This window comes from Reyranella sp., from assembly GCF_004297405.1.
In the GTDB taxonomy this organism is placed as follows: domain Bacteria; phylum Pseudomonadota; class Alphaproteobacteria; order Reyranellales; family Reyranellaceae; genus Reyranella.
This window is the reverse complement of record NZ_SCVC01000033.1, coordinates 87,569-103,308: the sequence shown is the minus strand read 5'-3', so window position 1 is coordinate 103,308 and position 15,740 is coordinate 87,569. Positions and strand designations below refer to the sequence as shown.

Below are 15,740 nucleotides of genomic sequence, written 5' to 3'. Positions count from 1 at the left end.
AGGAAGGCCTTAGGCCGCTGCTGCGACCTTGGCGTCCTTCTTGGTCTTGGCCGACACGACGCGACGCTTCAGCACCTTCATCTCCGGGCTGAGCTTGCTGTCGTTGGTGCCGAGCAGGTAGGCGTCGATGCCGCCATTGTGCTCGATCGTCTTGATGCCGCGCGGCGTCAGGCGCAGGCGCACAGAGTGGCCCAGCGCATCGGACAGGACCGAAGCGACCTGCAGGTTGGACATGAAGCGACGCCGCGACTTGTTGTTCGCGTGGCTCACATTGTTGCCGTACTGAACGGCCTTGCCCGAAAGGGCGCAACGACGAGGCATGGCGATATCCGCTAAAAAACGATCCCGCCGAAGGGCGGGAAGGCGGGCTTTTTACGGGCCGAAGCGGGTCCCGTCAAGCAAACCAGTCCACTACTCTTTCGCTGATATCCTCGACCTGATCCTCGGGAATCACCCGGCCACGGGCCGAGATTCCCGCCTCGTGCACAGTGTTCGGGTCGCCTGAGATCAAGGGGTGCCACCAGTAGAGGTCCTGGCCAAGGTGGACCAACCGATACCCACAGGTCTTGGGGAGCCAATCCATCTTGGCCACAACCTTTGGGGTGAGCTGGATGCAGTCCGGCACAATCTTCTTGCGGTTCTTGTAGTCCCGGCAGCGGGCTGTCTTGGGGTCCAGGAGCTTGCAGCAGGTATCGGTTTGGGCGAGTTCGCCGGTCCCCTCGTATTCCAGCTTGTTGACGCAGCACATGCCGCAGCCGTCGCAGAGAGATTCCCACTCCTGCTTGGTCATCTGCGCCAGGGTCTTGCGCTTCCAGAAGGGTTCCTTCTGGGCCTCGGCGGCGCGTCGAGCGCGCTTCAGGAACGACTTAGCGGCCATGGAAGGCAGCTAGCATACGCCGGGCGGCCGCTGCAGGGGTAGCCCGGCCAGCTTCAACTTCGCGTTCCAGGCCGCCCACCAGCTTGCGGACCTCGGGATGCCGGCGCAGCTCGGCCAGGAGCGTCTCCCCGACCTCGTTCCACATCCAGGCGCGGGCCTGCTCGGCCCGGCGTCGGGCGATGCCCTTCTCCCCCACGGCCTTGTTGAAACGCTCGACGACCTGCCAGATCTCGGCCACGCCCTCGCCAGTCTGGGCCGAGGAGGTCATGACTTCCGGCGTCCAGCCGACCGTCGGCGAACGCAACATGCGCAGCGCATGCTGATAATCGGAAGCCGACCGCTTTGCCGTGGCCTTCAGGTCACCGTCGGCCTTGTTGACCACAATCAGGTCGGCGAGCTCGATCACGCCGCGCTTGATGCCCTGCAGATCGTCGCCACCCGCCGGCAACAGCAGGACAATGAACATATCGACCATGTCGGCGACGGCCGTCTCGGACTGGCCGACGCCCACCGTCTCGACGATCACGGTATCGAAGCCCGCTGCCTCGACGAGCAGCATGGCCTCGCGCGTGCGCCGGGCCACACCGCCCAGGGTGATGCCCGCCGGCGACGGTCGGATGAAAGCCGCATGCTTGCGCGAAAGCTCTTCCATGCGCGTCTTGTCGCCCAAGATCGAACCGCCACCGCGCTTCGACGAAGGATCGATCGCCAGTACCGCGAGTGAGCGCCCCTGCTCCAGCAGCGACAGACCAAAGCGTTCGATCAGCGTCGATTTGCCGACACCGGGCACACCTGTGATGCCGAGCCGCACCGACTTGCCGCTGTGCGGCAGTACCGCTGCGAGCAGCGCATCCGCGCGTTCGCGATGATCGATGCGCGTCGATTCGATCAGAGTGATGGCTTGCGCCAGCGCTCGCCGGTCGCCCGCGAGCAGCGGCGCAAGCAGCGGATCGGCGGAACTATCCGATGTGGCGACAGACGCGCTCATGCGGCGGCAGGTTTATCAGCCGCGACGGCGCATTGCCAGCAAGGCAGCCACGCCTGCCAGCGCGTAGAAGAACATCACCGTGAAGGTCATGCCGGAGCGGCCCATCACGTCCATGGCGCCGCCAGCAATCGGCCGGCCGACCAGCCCTGCCACTGTGTACATGATCGTGAAAGCAGCATTGGCACGGGCAATATCACCGCCGCTGAAATGCTGTCCCAGCAGCGCCAGGCCGACGGTGTAGATGCCAAAGGAAATGCCGCCCCACAGGACCAGCACGCCCAGGATGCCGTACGACTGCGGATCGATGAAACCGATCGACGCCACCAGCACGGCACTCGCCAATGCGCAGGCAGCCAGCACGGAACGGCGATCGAGCTCGTCGGCGGCCCAGCCGATCGGCCACTGCAGCGCGATGTTTCCGATGACGAACGCCGACAACCACAGCGCACCGGTTTCGGCCGACACATTCGCCTCGACAGCGAAGATCGGGAGGAAGCTGAAGGCGACCTGCTCGCCCAGCCCGCAGGCGAAGGCCGCTAGCATGGCAACCGGCGCGGCCCGTATGACCCGCCACATGCCACTATTCTCGTCCAGGTGCACGGGTGGCGCGGACTTCCACGCCGGCAGCAGCGGCAGAATGACGACGAGCATGATGCCGGCAGCCACGAGGAAGGGCCGCGGTCCGTAAAGTCCGACGAACTGCAGGATCAGCGGGCCGAGCGCCATACCGACGGCGATCAGGGTCGCGTAGACCGCCATGGCGCGACCACGGCGTTTCTCGTCGACCACGAGATTGATCCAGATCTCGCTCACGACCCAGGGAACGCCACCGACCACACCCTGCAGGAGGGTGAGTGTGAACCATAACGGCACACCCTCGGTGAACGCGAAAGCCACCGACAGCGTGGCGCTGATGACCGCCGATCCGCAGATCAGTGGCACTGCCCCTAGCCTTGCAACAAGGGACGGCACGAACGGCGTGGTAGCAATCATGCCGACGCCCCAGGCGGCGCCGACGACGCCAATCACCCACTTGTCGACACCCTGCTGGTCCAGCGCCAGCGGCACCAGTGGCATGGATGTGCCAACCTGGATACCGAAGGCGAGGCAAGCCAGATAGATCGGCAGCAGCGGCCGCCAAGGGCTGGCTGCGCTCGTGGTCGCTACGTTACTCCGCGACACGCAAATGACCTTCCGAACGGAGCGATGGCGGTTCCTCGACCTGACGTTCGGCCTCGGCCGCGGCTTCCTGCTGACGGCGCCACATCTCGGCATAGGCGCCGTTCAAGGCCAGCAGATCGGCATGATGTCCACGTTCGACGACCCGGCCGCGATCGAGCACGATGATCTCGTCGGCATTGATGATGGTCGAGAGCCGGTGTGCGATGACCACCGTCGTACGGCCGCGGCTCACCTCCTCCAGCGAGCGCTGGATTTCCTGCTCGGTGCGCGTATCAAGGGCGCTGGTCGCCTCGTCGAACAGCAGGATCGCCGGGTTCTTCAGAATCGTGCGGGCAATCGCCACGCGCTGCTTTTCACCGCCCGAAAGCTTCAGGCCGCGCTCGCCGACCGTTGCCTCATAGCCCTGGGGCAACGCCATGATGAAATCGTGAATGCGGGCCAGGCGCGCGGCCTGTTCAACCTCCTCGCGCGTCGCACCGGGCCGACCGTAGGCGATGTTGTAGTAGATCGTGTCGTTGAACAGGACGGTATCCTGCGGCACCACGCCGATGGCCGCGCGCAGGCTCGACTGGGTCACCGCACGAATATCCTGGCCGTCGATGCGCACGCTGCCTGAGGCCACATCGTAGAAGCGGAACAGGATACGCGACACGGTCGACTTGCCGGCGCCACTCGAGCCCACGATCGCCACCGTATTGCCTGCCGGCACGCGGAAGCTGACGTCGTGCAGGATCGGCCGCGCTGGCTCGTAATGGAAATCGACGTGATCGAACACGATTTCGCCGCCACCCACCTTGAGTGCCGGTGCGCCCGGCCGGTCGGCGATCTCGGCCGGCACCTCAAGCAGGCCGAACATCTTCTCCATGTTGACCAGCGCATTTCGGATTTCGCGGTAGGCGAAACCCAGCATGTTGAGCGGCATATAGAGCTGGATGAGGAACGTGTTCACGGCAACGAAGTCACCGATCGTCATCGTTCCCTGCACGACGCCTGAGCCTGCCATCACCATGACGGCGACCAGACCAATCGAGATGATGGTGCCCTGGCCGATGTTGAGCAGCGACAGGGTTCGGCTGGAGTGGATGGCCGCGACCTCGTAGCGGCGACGGCCGACATCGAAACGGCGCGCCTCATGCGCTTCGTTGCCGAAATACTTCACCGTCTCGTAGTTCAGCAAGCTGTCGATCGCCTTGGCGTTGGCCTCGGTATCGGCATCGTTCATGCGCCGCACGAACTTGATGCGCCATTCCGAGAGCATGATCGAGAACACGATGTAGCCGCCGATGACTACAAGCGTGATGACCGAGAAGCGCCAGTCGTAGAGGCTCCACAGAATGCCGCCGACCAGCGCAATCTCGAGCAGCGTCGGCAGGATGTTGAAGGTCGTGAAGCGGATCAGGAATTCCATGCCCTGGGTGCCGCGCTCGATGACGCGACTCAACCCGCCGGTCTGTCGCTCCAGGTGATAGCGCAGCGACAGGGCATGCAGATGGTCGAAGACCTCCAGCGCGAGATTGCGGATCGCGCGCTGCGAGACGGGCGCAAACACCGCGTCGCGGATTTCGCCGAAGGCCTGCGAGAGCACGCGCGCCCCGCCATAGGCCAGGATAAGCACAACCGGCACAGCGACAGCCTGCGCCGCCGTCGACCCCAGCGCGTCGACCGCCTGCTTGTAGAGAAGCGGGACGTAGACCGCGACGACCTTGGCGAGGACCAGCATCGCCAGGGCGATGACCACACGCAGTCGCAGGGTCTTTTCACCCTTCGGCCACAAATGGCGACCAAGAATGGCCATGACCCCCCAGGTATGCGAGGCGCTCACCTTGGGAACACTTTCGTTATCGGACGGCGACATGACCAAATTTGCCTTATTGGACGTACAGTCTTTGTGGCGCAGGGGTCGCCGGCCTTCTATCGTGCTGGGACACCTGAAGTAAGCCCCCTTTGGAAAGGGATTTCATGAGATTTCGTAAGGCCTTGCTGACGGTTGCTTTGAGCATGGGTGTCACGGGCGGTCTCACCCTAGGCACACCGGGAGCGGCACAGGAAGCCCGCCAGGTCGATATCTCCTATGAAATCACCTTTGCCGGCCTCTCCGGGTTTCGCATCGATCTGACGGCGCGCTTCAACGGCGCGAACTACGATGTCGAGACCCGCACCTTCAAGGAAGGGCTGCTGCGGGCAGTCACCATCCATTATGACGGCCGCAACCGCGCCTGGGGTGGCTTCACGGCCGCCGGAGCCCGACCCAGTGCCGGCTCACTCTCGATCATCGTCGGCGACAAGCCGCGAACCTGGATTGCGCAGTATGCCGGCAACACAATGTCGGAGTCCCACAATCCGGAGTGGAAGCCCACACCGCAGCAATCGATCTCCGACGAGCAGAAGCGCGGCTCGCTCGATCCCCTGTCAGCAGCGCTGAGCGTCGGCTTCGCCGGCGACGGCGCCTGCGACCGCACGATACCGAGCAACGACGGCAAGCGGCGCATCGACGTCATTCTCAAGAAGGTCGGCACCGAGTCCGGCGCCACCTCGGACGTTCCGGGCGTGCAGGGTGACCTGCTGGTCTGCGAGATCTACACGAAGCGCGTTGCCGGCGAATTCTACGACGCCCCGAAGGAAGCGGAGACTGAGCGCGAGCGGCCGATCAAGATCTGGCTGGCGCGTATGGACCAGACCCAGATTCGCTACCCGGTCAAAATGGAGGCCCACACTGGCTTCGGCACCCTGCGCGGCAGGACGCTCTCCTTCCGCGAACGGCCGCTGACACCCGAAGAAAGCCAGGCGATGCGGCGCTAGGATGACGCAGTCAGCCAACTTGGTCACAAAAACGGTGTCACCCCTCGCTTCGCTTGGGATGACACCTTCAATTTACGACGATCAGATACTCACCAAGAAAAGTGCACCTTAGGCCGCGCGCCTCTGGTCGCGTTTGCGGAGGATCGACAGGATTTCGGCGGCAGCGGCGGGAATGTTGGTACCCGGCCCGTAGATCGCCGCGACACCCGCCTTCTTCAGGAAGTCGTAGTCCTGCGCAGGAATGACGCCGCCCACCACAACCATCACGTCCTGGCCGCCCTGCTTGGCGAGCTCCTCGATGAGCTGCGGTACCAGGGTCTTGTGGCCGGCCGCCTGGCTCGACACGCCGATCACATGCACGTCGTTCTCGATGGCGGCCCGCGCCGCTTCTTCCGGCGTCTGGAACAGCGGGCCGATATCGACGTCGAAACCGAGATCGGCAAAAGCCGTGGCGATCACCTTGGCGCCGCGATCGTGGCCGTCCTGGCCCATCTTCACGACCATCAGGCGGGGACGCCGGCCCTCCTCCTCGGCGAAGGCAGAGATATCCGTGCGGATGCGCTCCAGGCCCACATCGCCTTCCCACTCGCCGGCATAGACGCCGGAAATGGAGCGGATGGTGGCCTGATAGCGGCCATAGACACCTTCGAGCGCGGACGAAATCTCGCCCACCGTAGCGCGTGCCCGCGTCGCCTCGATCGAAAGCGTCAGCAGGTTGCCCGTGCCATTGCGTGCGGCATCACCCAGCGCCTTCAACGCGGCGACGCACTTCGCTTCGTCGCGGGTTTCGCGAATCTTGTTCAGGCGGCTCACCTGCGACTCACGCACGACGTCATTGTCGACGTCGAGGATCTCGATGGCCGGCTCTTCCTTGAGCTGGAACTTGTTGACGCCGACCACGATCTCCTCGCCGCGGTCGATGCGCGCCTGCTTGCGGGCAGCTGCTTCCTCGATGCGCATCTTGGGCATACCGGCTTCGACCGCCTTGGTCATGCCGCCCAGCGCCTCGACTTCGGCAATCAGCTTGCGCGCCTCGGCGATCAGGCTGGCGGTCAGGGACTCGACGTAATAGCTGCCAGCCAGCGGATCGACGACCTTGGTGACGCCAGTCTCGTGCTGGAGGATGAGCTGGGTGTTGCGCGCGATGCGCGCCGAGGTCGGAGTCGGCAGCGCGATCGCTTCATCGAAGGAATTGGTGTGCAGCGACTGCGTGCCACCGAAGACTGCAGCCATCGCCTCGTAGGCAGTGCGGATCACGTTGTTGTACGGATCCTTCTCGGTCAGCGACACGCCCGAGGTCTGGCAGTGGGTGCGCAGCGACAGCGAATCGGCCTTCTTGGGCTCGAACGGCTTGACCAGTTCGGCCCACAGGAAGCGCGCGGCGCGCAGCTTCGCCACTTCCATGAAGAAGTTCATGCCGATGCAGAAGAAGAAAGACAGGCGAGGCGCGAAGGCGTCGATGTCGAGCCCCTTGGCCTTGGCGGCACGCACATACTCGAGGCCGTCGGCCAGAGTGAAGGCGAGTTCCTGGACCAGCGTCGAGCCCGCTTCCTGCATGTGATAGCCGGAGATCGAGATCGAGTTGAACTTGGGCATGTGCTTCGCGGTGTGCTCGATGATATCGGCCACGATGCGCATGGAGGGTCCGGGCGGATAGATATAGGTGTTCCGGACCATGAACTCTTTGAGGATGTCGTTCTGGATCGTGCCCGCGAGCTTGTCCTGCGGCACACCCTGCTCCTCGGCCGCCACGATGTAGCCTGCCAGCACCGGCAGGACGGCGCCGTTCATGGTCATCGATACACTCATCTTGTCGAGCGGGATGCCGTCGAACAGGATCTTCATGTCCTCGACGGAGTCGATCGCGACGCCAGCCTTGCCGACATCACCCACGACCCTCGGATGATCCGAATCATAGCCACGGTGGGTGGCGAGATCGAAGGCCACCGACAGGCCCATCTGACCTGCTGCCAGGTTGGCGCGGTAGAACTTGTTGCTCTCCTCGGCCGTCGAGAAACCGGCGTACTGGCGGACCGTCCACGGACGACCGGCATACATCGTCGCCTTGGGCCCGCGGGTGAAGGGCGGGAAACCCGGCAGCGTGCCTAGAGTCTCAAGCTGCTCCAGGTCGGCCGCCGTGTAGAGCGGCTTTACCGCGATACCTTCGGGAGTCATCCAGGTCAGGTCGTCGAGCGGGCGGTCGCGCAGCTCCTTGGCGGCGAGCTTTTCCCAGTCGGCGGTAGTCTTCTTCGGAAAGTCGGTCATACCCCCAATGTACTGCGGATTTCTGGCCAGAAAAGACCGCTATTCGTTAGCCAAAATCGTGTTTCGCACCAAGGGGTAGATCTGACCGGCCCAGCGGCGGCCGCTGAACACGCCATAGTGGCCCACGCCGGCCTGCATGTAGTGCTTCTTGCGGTAGGGCCGCAGACTGGAACAGAGGTCGTGTGCCGCGACCGTCTGGCCGATGGCACAGATATCGTCGCGCTCGCCCTCGACCGTAAAGAGCGCGGTGCGACGGATCGCCTTGGGATCGACCCGGCGGCCGTTCCACTCCAGCAGGCCGCGTGCAAGCAGATGCTCCTGAAACACACGCTGTACAGTTTCGAGATAAAACTCGGCCGTCAGATCGAGCACCGCGAAATACTCGTCGTAGAATGCCTTGATGGTGGCGGCCTGCTCATGCTCGCCGTTCGCCATCGCCTTGTAGAGATCGACCTGAGCTTTGACGTGCCGCTCGGGGTTCATGCTCATGAAGGCGGTGAGTTGCACGAACCCGGGGTAAACGCGCCGCGCTGCGCCGGGATAACGCAACGGCACCCTGGCAATTAGGTTCTGCTCGAACCAGGCAATCGACCGTCCTGTGGCCAGCTCGTTGACCTTGGTGGGATTCACCCGCGTATCCACCGGCCCTGCCATCAGGGTCAGGCTGGCCGGCTGCGCAGGATTGTCGTCCTCCGCCATGATCGCGGCGGCGGCCAGCGCCTGCACACAGGGCTGGCAGACGGCAACGACATGTGCCCCAGGCCCCATCGCCTCCAGGAAGGTGATCAGATGCTCGATATATTCATCGAAGCCGAAAGGGCCATGCCAGATGCCGACATCGCGGGCATTTGCCCAATCGGTGATGTGCACGTCGTGTTCCGGCAAGAGCACGCGCACCGTGTCGCGCAGCAGGGTCGCGAAATGGCCGGACAGCGGCGCGACGACCAGCACCTTAGGCTGCGGCGGCACGCCTTCCTTGGCGAAACGCAGCAGAGTCCCGAAGGGTGTCGCCAGAACTTCTTCCTCGCAGACCGGGACCATCTGCTGGCCGACCTTGACCTCCGGTATGCCGAATGACGGCCGGCGATGGCTGAGGCCGGCCCGGCTCAGCATCTCGTAGAATGCTCCGGTCGAGCGCCAGGTTACCGGATTGATATTACCCGCCGCGGCTGACCAGGCTCGGAGCGGCATCATCATATCGGCAGCGGTCTGATACATCGCATAGAGCATGAGGGGGCGACCGGCTCGGAATTTGCATCTTTGCTAGGCACCTAAGACACAGACGACCCATCGAATGGGAGGGATAGCGTCCATGGCAGAGGCCTCGCTCACCGTCAGTAGCAAGAACTATTCCTCTTGGTCGCTGCGCGGCTTTCTTCTTTGCCGCATGGCCGGCTTGGATTTCGACGAGCGCGTGGCGCCCCTCGACGACCCTGCGACCCGAGCCGAGTTGCTGTTGCTCTCCCCTTCCTTCCTCGTGCCTTGCCTCGATCACGGGCCGGTCAAGGTCTGGGACACGCTGGCGATCGGCGAGTATCTGGCCGAGATCAAGCCGCAGGCTGGCCTACTGCCGAAGGATCCCGTGGCGCGGGCACATTGCCGGGCCATTTGCGGCGAGATGCATTCGGGCTTCGCCAACCTGCGCTCGGCACTGCCGATGAACCTCAAGGTTCGCCATCAGGGCTTCAAGGTCTGGGCCGGCGCCCAGGCCGATATCGAGCGCGTGACGACGATCTGGCGCGACTGCCTGCAGCGCTATGGCGGGCCCTATCTCTTCGGCAAGACGCCGACCATGGCCGATGCCATGTACGCACCGGTGTGCACGCGGTTCGCCACCTACGACGTGAAGCTTGACCCTGCGTCGGCAGGATATCGCGACCTGATGCTGAAATTTCCGGCGATGCTCGAATGGACGGCGGCCGCGAAGGCCGAGCCCGAGGAGGTCGAGGAACTCGACGTCGAGTTCTAGGATGCCAGTCCTCCGCGCGCCGTAAAGGCATTGCAGAATCTGCAAGGCTAGGCGCAGACTTCGGTCAACGAAGGTGGAGGAAACGATGACCATCACCCGCCGCGGCATTGTCGCGGGGCTTGCGGCGTTTCCGGCGTTGGGGGCGGCCGCGCAACAGCCCTTTCCCAGCAAACCACTCACTCTCGTCGTGCCCTTTCCGGCCGGCGGACCCGCCGACACGTTCGGCCGGCCTCTGGCACAGGGTATGAGCCAGCGCTTGGGCCAATCGGTCGTGGTCGAGAACAAGAGCGGCGCGGCAGGTGTCACCGGCATCGATTTCGTGGCCAAGGCCGTCACCGATCCGCACGTGCTCGGCCTGATGAGCGCGAGCGCCGGTGCCATCATGCAGAGCCTGATGCCCAAGATGCCCTACGACCCGATGAAGGACATCGCGCCGGTCACCCTGGTGGTGCGCGTGCAGGAAGTGCTGGTGGTGAGCACCAAGCTCGGCATCACTGATTTCAAAGGCTTCGTCGCCCGCGCCAAGGCCAATCCCGGCAAGCTGACCTATGGATCTGCCGGCACCGGCGGCATCACCCATCTCGCCACCGAGCTTCTGAAACGCGAGGCCGGCATCGACCTGTTGCACGTGCCCTATCGTGGGGCGGCACCCGCCACCAATGACCTGATCGCCGGCACCGTCGACTGCGCCCTGCTCGACGTGCCGGTGCTGCTGCCGCATATCCGTTCCGGCGCGGTGAAGCCGTTGGCCGTCAGCTCCGATACCCGTGCTGCCCTGCTGCCCGACGTACCGACCATGCGCGAACTCGGCCTGCCGAGGGTCAACTCCGACAACTGGTACGCTCTGGTTGCTCCGGGCGAATCGAGCCTGGCCGCGCGACAGAAGATCCATGATGCGGCGGTCGCCACCTTGCGCAGCAAGGAAGTGGCCGATGCGTATGCCGCGGTCGGCGGCGTTGCTGTCGGCGGGACGCCCGCCGAGCTTGCTGCCTATCTCAGGGCCGAGACGGCCAAATGGGCCGAGGTGATCAAGCTCGCCAACGTGAAACTCGAGTAGAGCGCGACCATTCTTCCATGACATTGCCAATTGAACGCGGCCTGGCGAAGACCTTCGCCGGCCATATCCATTGGCGGGCCTGCGGCAGCGGTCCCGTCGTCATGGTGAGCCACATCAATCAGCAAAGCTCGGCGCTGATGATCGAGCTGTTGCAGGCGCTGGGCCAACACTTCCGTGCGGTGGCCATCGACTATCCCAGCCACGGCCACTCCGACCATATCGACTGGCAACCGCGCATCGAGGACTATGCGCGTGCCGTCATCGAAACGATGGACTCGCTCGGCATCGAGCGTGCCTTTGCTCTGGGCGAGGCCGTGGGGGCCGCCGTCTCGATTGCGCTGGGCGCCGGCTGGCCGCGGCGCATCGACAAGGTCGCGCTGGTGAACACACCCTATTTCACGGATGCCGACACCGCGACACGGGACATCGCCGACATCGCCAAGGTCCGGCCCACCGATGCCACTGGCTTCCCAGCACCGCGCAGCATCGAGTTCCTGCTGCAGAACGACCCCGAGCATGCACCGATGCAGCCCTCGCAATCCTGGATGGACCGCATCAACACCGCCCAGTTCGAGATCGGGCGCGACCGCTGGCAGGCGATGCAGGCCCTGGCGAAGTTCGACACGCTCAACGGGATGGCGGCCCTCCGCTGTCCGACCCTGATGCTCTACGGCGAGCACTTCATCTATGGCCGTCATCGCGCCCTCCTGCAGGCGAAATGCCCGCATGCACGGATCGAGATCGTTTCCGCTGGTCGCTTCTGCATGAGCTGGGAGCGCGCTAAAGAGGTCGCCGGACACGCGCATGCTTTCTTCCATTGAACGCCTGACTAACCGGCTGGCCTGCTTTCCGCGGCTCGGCCTCGCGCATCTGCCGACGCCGCTCGAGCCGATGAAGCAGCTCACGGCGCATCTCGCAAAGGATGGATCGTGCCCGCGGCTCTGGGTGAAGCGCGAGGATTGCACCGGCGTTGGGCTCGGCGGCAACAAGCTGCGCAAGCTCGACTATGTCCTGAGCGAAGCGATCGAAGCCGGCGCCGATACGCTAGTGTCAGGTGGCGTCGTGCAATCGAACAGCCAGCGGCAGGTCGCGGCGGCCGCGGCACGTCTCGGTCTCGACTGCCATCTCACGGTCTATCACGGCCGGCTCGCGCCGCCCTCGTCCGACTACGGCAAGACCGGCAATGCGCTGCTCAACAAACTGTTCGGCGCCACTTTGCACGACGTGCCCTGGAACGGCGATCGCAACGGCGCGATTGGCGATCTCGCGGAAAGGCTCCGCGCTCAGGGCCGCAAGCCCTATGTCGTGCCCTACGGAGTCTCCAGCCCGCTGGGTGCTGTCGCCTACGCCTCGACGGTAGCGGAGATCGCTGCCCAAGCCGCCGCACTTGGCTTCACGCCGCATGCCATCGTTCATTGCTCGGGCAGCGCTGCGACCCAGGCCGGACTGGTCGTTGGCGCGCGCGCCTGTCTGCCCGACACGAAGGTGGTCGGCATCGACATCGACGCGGAGCCCGAGCGCGTTCGCGCTGACGTGTTGCGCTTCGGCCAAGGGGCCGCTGACCTGTTGGAGCAACCCTTCATCGCCGAGGATGTCGAATTGGTCGCCGGCCTGGCCGGGCCCGCCTATGGCGTGCCGCACGCCGCGACGATCGAGGCGATCCGCCTCGGTGCCCGCCTCGAAGCGCTGGTCCTCGACCCCGTTTATTCAGGCAAGGGACTCGCCGGTTTGATCTCACTGATCCAGGCCAGCCGCTGGACTGCAGATAAGGATATCGTGTTCGTCCATACCGGCGGCGCTCCCGCCTTGTTCGCCTACCATCATCTGTTCGACTGACTTCGGAGATTCATATGCTCGACCAAGAAGCCCGCGCCCTGCTCGACCTGATGGATCAGGCCAACAAGGCTGGACGACCCAAGCTGGAGAGCTTGCCGCATGCCATCGGCCGCGCGGCCGTCGACAAAATGTCGGAGGACAGTGAAGCCGATCCGCCGGAAGTCGCTGCCACGATCGACGGCACCTTGCCGAGCCCCGGCGGCGAGATCCGGTTCCGCCGCTACCGTCCGCTCGGCGCCATGCCCGGCCCGCTGCCTACCCTGATCTACTATCACGGCGGTGGCTTCGTGATTGGCAACATCGAGACGCACGACTCGACCTGCCGGAGGCTCGCCAACAAGAGTCGCTGTCAGGTGATCTCGATCGACTACCGCCTGTCGCCCGAACACCCCTTCCCTGCACCGCTGGATGACGGTCTCGCGGCCTTCCGCCATATCAGAGACAAGGCCGCAGCCTTCGAAGCCGATCCCGCGCGCCTCGCCGTTGGCGGCGATTCGGCGGGCGGCGCGGTCGCGGCTGTGGTCTGCCAGGCGTGCCGCGACGCCGGTGAGCAAATGCCTGCCTTTCAGATGCTCATCTATCCCGCGACCGACTCCAGCAAGCAGAGTGCGTCGCGCACGGCCTTCGCCGAAGGCTACTTCCTGTCCGGCTCGCTGATGGACTGGTTCTGGAAGGCCTATGTGCCGAATGGCACCGATCTCTCCGACCTGCGGCTCTCGCCCCTCCTGGCCAAAGACTTCAAGGGCTTGCCACCGGCCTTCGTTCTGACCGCAGGCTTTGACCCGTTGCGCGACGAGGGCCGCGCCTATGCCGACCGTTTGATCGATGCCGGCGTGAAGACGACCTACGTTAACTATCCCGGCACCATCCACGGCTTCTTCTCGCTCACCCGCTTCCTGAAGCAGGGCCTGAAGGCCAACGACGAGGCGGCCGCCGTGATGGCAGCCCACTTCGGCGCGTAAGCTAGGAAGAAGGCTGCAACCGCAGGAAGCCGACGGGCTGGTCGAAGCCCTTCAGCTTCACCTCTTCGGCCTGCGTCGACACGTCGGCCAACACAGCCTGCACGGCTGGATCGTCAGCGACGGTCCGGCTCAGGACGATATCGCCGCCTCGGCTTTGGCCCTGCAGACGGGCGGCCATGTTCACGGTCGAGCCGAAGTAGTCCAGCCGGTCGTTCAAGGTCACCACGACGCTCGGACCGACATGGACGCCGACCTTGAGAATGAACTCAGTGTCGGCCGAAAGCTTTACCTGCATGGCGAGCGCTGCCCTCACCGCATCGGCAGGATCACCGAACGAGGCCATGACCGCATCACCAATGGTCTTCACCACCGCCCCGTCGTGATCGCGTACGATGGCGGCCAGCAGCGCGAAGTGCTCGCGCACCATATTGTAAGCCTGCGCATCGCCGACTCGCTCGTAGAGCGCAGTCGATCCCTGCAGATCGGTGAACAGCAGCGCCACCTGGCTGACACCTGCCTCGTCGCCGGGGCGAAGTGTTGCGGCGGCAAAGAGATCACGGAAGGCCTGCAGCGAAATCACCTCGGGTGCCGTCAACACCTCGCGTGTCCAGGTACGATCTTCGATCAACGCTGCCAGCTCGAAGCCGGCATCGTTCACGAACTCGATCTTGCCCACGTCCGGTGAGGGTAGCGCTTCCACACCCGAAGCCGTGACGCGCAGACCGGGGAAGGCTGCACCGCCTTCGTGGTCGATGTCGACACCACCACCAGGATGGAGCGTGCGCAAGCGATAGCGGCCGGCCGGCAGTGTCGCTTCGATGGTGCGTCGCTCCCCGGGCGCCAGCAGCACCTGCGCCACGACATGCGGTGTCGACATCGGGCCGCTCAGGCAGAAATCGCCGGCCATCAGCGGTCGTACTGCCGCGGCTGGCGCGAAGGAGAGCTCGACGTTCTTTTCGAAGTCGCGGTCGTAGTCGATGTTGCAGGATGGACAATGCGCGCCGCGCGGCAGCTCGGAAAGCGCCGACGCGCTGAGCTTGGGGCCGCGGCAATTGGTGCAGAGTAGATCCCACTTCATCGTCAGCAGCCCGGCACGTACCGCAGCAAGGCAAGCCTCGATCGCAACGCGTGGCGACACACCGAGTTGGCGCGCCAGCCGCTTGGGCTTGAGATGCGAGAGGTCGCTCGCCATGCCGCCCAACACCGTGGCGGCCAGCACGCGACCGAGGTTGTTGCCGTAAGGGTTGCGGTCGATCTCGACGGCCAGTGCCTCGGCCCGCTCTTGGGCGCCATGCGGCAACGAAGGCGGCGGCAGTTCGAAGGGCGTCAGCCGCTCGCCGCGCAGAAACCCGACAGCCTCGACGATACGTCTGCCCACTGCGCCGCCCGCCTGCTCGGCCAGCCGCGAACCGAACAAGCGGCCGGTCAGACTGAGCGGTTCCCATTCGAGGGAATAGCTGACCTTACTGCCGCCCTTGCCGTCCGCCTCGAGATCGAACACCGGCCCGAAGCGGCGGAACGGTCCCTTGGAGAAGATGCGCGACTGACGGAAATGCTGGTCGGCGATCCACTCATAGGGCTTCTCCTCCCATTCCAGGGTGAAGCCTGCCGCCTTGCCGCGGCCACGACGCAGGACGGTGCCGTTGGGCTGTGGCGTCTCTTCTAACGTGTAAGGCGGCAACCCCATCGCCTCGTTGAACCGGCTGGTGTCGGCCAGCACCGGCCACAGTTCGTGGGGTGGCAGGTCGAAACTCCAGGTCCAGGTGCGGCGCATGACCGTTGTACTGTAGCAGGCCCGCTCCCGG

14 protein-coding genes are annotated in these 15,740 nt (G+C 64.5%); 6 read left to right on the top strand and 8 right to left on the bottom strand.

Going from position 1 to position 15,740, the window contains the following annotated elements; translation table 11 throughout:
• Positions 1 to 9: 9 nt before the first annotated feature.
• The 5 genes from rpmB to EPO50_RS22210 all read right to left on the bottom strand — a co-directional run bounded on the left by rpmB (position 10) and on the right by EPO50_RS22210 (position 4,902).
• Positions 10 to 321, bottom strand: coding sequence for a 50S ribosomal protein L28 (rpmB, locus tag EPO50_RS22230; RefSeq protein WP_020694167.1), 312 nt, complete (start codon positions 319 to 321; stop codon positions 10 to 12).
• Between the two features lie 73 nt (positions 322 to 394).
• Positions 395 to 877: a YcgN family cysteine cluster protein gene (locus EPO50_RS22225; protein WP_296347595.1), complete on the bottom strand. Its 483-nt coding sequence runs from the start codon at positions 875 to 877 to the stop codon at positions 395 to 397.
• Complete coding sequence (meaB, locus tag EPO50_RS22220) at positions 867 to 1,865, bottom strand: methylmalonyl Co-A mutase-associated GTPase MeaB (RefSeq protein WP_296347593.1); 999 nt, start codon at positions 1,863 to 1,865, stop codon at positions 867 to 869. The genes EPO50_RS22225 and meaB overlap by 11 nt, the downstream gene beginning before the upstream one ends.
• A 15-nt stretch (positions 1,866 to 1,880) precedes the next feature.
• A complete protein-coding gene (locus EPO50_RS22215) occupies positions 1,881 to 3,047 on the bottom strand; it encodes an MFS transporter (RefSeq protein WP_296347591.1) in 1,167 nt (388 codons plus the stop codon).
• Positions 3,034 to 4,902, bottom strand: coding sequence for an ABC transporter ATP-binding protein/permease (locus tag EPO50_RS22210; RefSeq protein ID WP_296347589.1), 1,869 nt, complete (start codon positions 4,900 to 4,902; stop codon positions 3,034 to 3,036). Before EPO50_RS22210 ends, EPO50_RS22215 begins: the two co-directional genes overlap by 14 nt.
• Positions 4,903 to 5,006: 104 nt before the next feature.
• On the opposite strand from EPO50_RS22210, the gene EPO50_RS22205 reads away from it, so the two are divergent.
• Positions 5,007 to 5,846: a DUF3108 domain-containing protein gene (locus EPO50_RS22205; protein ID WP_296347587.1), complete on the top strand. Its 840-nt coding sequence runs from the start codon at positions 5,007 to 5,009 to the stop codon at positions 5,844 to 5,846.
• Positions 5,847 to 5,954: 108 nt separating this feature from the next.
• Here the strand turns inward: EPO50_RS22205 and scpA are convergent, their stop codons facing one another.
• Together scpA and EPO50_RS22195 are read right to left on the bottom strand one after the other, a co-directional pair.
• Positions 5,955 to 8,111: a methylmalonyl-CoA mutase gene (scpA, locus tag EPO50_RS22200; RefSeq protein ID WP_296347585.1), complete on the bottom strand. Its 2,157-nt coding sequence runs from the start codon at positions 8,109 to 8,111 to the stop codon at positions 5,955 to 5,957.
• Between the two features lie 39 nt (positions 8,112 to 8,150).
• Positions 8,151 to 9,341 (bottom strand): polyhydroxyalkanoate depolymerase, encoded by a 1,191-nt coding sequence (locus EPO50_RS22195; protein WP_296347583.1) that lies wholly within the window; start codon positions 9,339 to 9,341, stop codon positions 8,151 to 8,153.
• Between the two features lie 82 nt (positions 9,342 to 9,423).
• Here EPO50_RS22195 and EPO50_RS22190 point away from each other — a divergent pair, with 82 nt between their 5' ends.
• The 5 genes from EPO50_RS22190 to EPO50_RS22170 all read left to right on the top strand — a co-directional run bounded on the left by EPO50_RS22190 (position 9,424) and on the right by EPO50_RS22170 (position 13,935).
• A complete protein-coding gene (locus EPO50_RS22190; RefSeq protein WP_296347581.1) occupies positions 9,424 to 10,080 on the top strand; it encodes a glutathione S-transferase family protein in 657 nt (218 codons plus the stop codon).
• Between the two features lie 85 nt (positions 10,081 to 10,165).
• A complete protein-coding gene (locus EPO50_RS22185; protein ID WP_296347579.1) occupies positions 10,166 to 11,137 on the top strand; it encodes a tripartite tricarboxylate transporter substrate binding protein in 972 nt (323 codons plus the stop codon).
• Between the two features lie 17 nt (positions 11,138 to 11,154).
• Positions 11,155 to 11,958: an alpha/beta hydrolase gene (locus EPO50_RS22180; protein ID WP_296347577.1), complete on the top strand. Its 804-nt coding sequence runs from the start codon at positions 11,155 to 11,157 to the stop codon at positions 11,956 to 11,958.
• Positions 11,942 to 12,973: a D-cysteine desulfhydrase family protein gene (locus EPO50_RS22175; RefSeq protein WP_296347575.1), complete on the top strand. Its 1,032-nt coding sequence runs from the start codon at positions 11,942 to 11,944 to the stop codon at positions 12,971 to 12,973. The genes EPO50_RS22180 and EPO50_RS22175 overlap by 17 nt, the downstream gene beginning before the upstream one ends.
• A 14-nt stretch (positions 12,974 to 12,987) precedes the next feature.
• Positions 12,988 to 13,935 carry an alpha/beta hydrolase gene (locus tag EPO50_RS22170; protein WP_296347573.1) on the top strand — a complete coding sequence of 316 codons (948 nt, stop codon included), beginning with the start codon at positions 12,988 to 12,990 and terminating at the stop codon, positions 13,933 to 13,935.
• Between the two features lies 1 nt (position 13,936).
• On the opposite strand, the gene EPO50_RS22165 is transcribed toward EPO50_RS22170, so the two are convergent.
• Positions 13,937 to 15,709 carry an adenylate/guanylate cyclase domain-containing protein gene (locus EPO50_RS22165; protein WP_296347571.1) on the bottom strand — a complete coding sequence of 591 codons (1,773 nt, stop codon included), beginning with the start codon at positions 15,707 to 15,709 and terminating at the stop codon, positions 13,937 to 13,939.
• Positions 15,710 to 15,740: the final 31 nt, after the last annotated feature.

Bases quoted from the DNA above. Each gene is read 5' to 3' on its own strand.
- rpmB (WP_020694167.1), bottom strand. From the start codon at position 321: ATGCCTCGTCGTTGCGCCCTTTCGGGCAAGGCCGTTCAGTACGGCAAC.
- EPO50_RS22225 (WP_296347595.1), bottom strand. From the start codon at position 877: ATGGCCGCTAAGTCGTTCCTGAAGCGCGCTCGACGCGCCGCCGAGGCC.
- meaB (WP_296347593.1), bottom strand. From the start codon at position 1,865: ATGAGCGCGTCTGTCGCCACATCGGATAGTTCCGCCGATCCGCTGCTT.
- EPO50_RS22210 (WP_296347589.1), bottom strand. From the start codon at position 4,902: ATGTCGCCGTCCGATAACGAAAGTGTTCCCAAGGTGAGCGCCTCGCAT.
- EPO50_RS22205 (WP_296347587.1), top strand. From the start codon at position 5,007: ATGAGATTTCGTAAGGCCTTGCTGACGGTTGCTTTGAGCATGGGTGTC.
- scpA (WP_296347585.1), bottom strand. From the start codon at position 8,111: ATGACCGACTTTCCGAAGAAGACTACCGCCGACTGGGAAAAGCTCGCC.
- EPO50_RS22195 (WP_296347583.1), bottom strand. From the start codon at position 9,341: ATGCTCTATGCGATGTATCAGACCGCTGCCGATATGATGATGCCGCTC.
- EPO50_RS22190 (WP_296347581.1), top strand. From the start codon at position 9,424: ATGGCAGAGGCCTCGCTCACCGTCAGTAGCAAGAACTATTCCTCTTGG.
- EPO50_RS22185 (WP_296347579.1), top strand. From the start codon at position 10,166: ATGACCATCACCCGCCGCGGCATTGTCGCGGGGCTTGCGGCGTTTCCG.
- EPO50_RS22180 (WP_296347577.1), top strand. From the start codon at position 11,155: ATGACATTGCCAATTGAACGCGGCCTGGCGAAGACCTTCGCCGGCCAT.
- EPO50_RS22175 (WP_296347575.1), top strand. From the start codon at position 11,942: ATGCTTTCTTCCATTGAACGCCTGACTAACCGGCTGGCCTGCTTTCCG.
- EPO50_RS22170 (WP_296347573.1), top strand. From the start codon at position 12,988: ATGCTCGACCAAGAAGCCCGCGCCCTGCTCGACCTGATGGATCAGGCC.
- EPO50_RS22165 (WP_296347571.1), bottom strand. From the start codon at position 15,709: ATGCGCCGCACCTGGACCTGGAGTTTCGACCTGCCACCCCACGAACTG.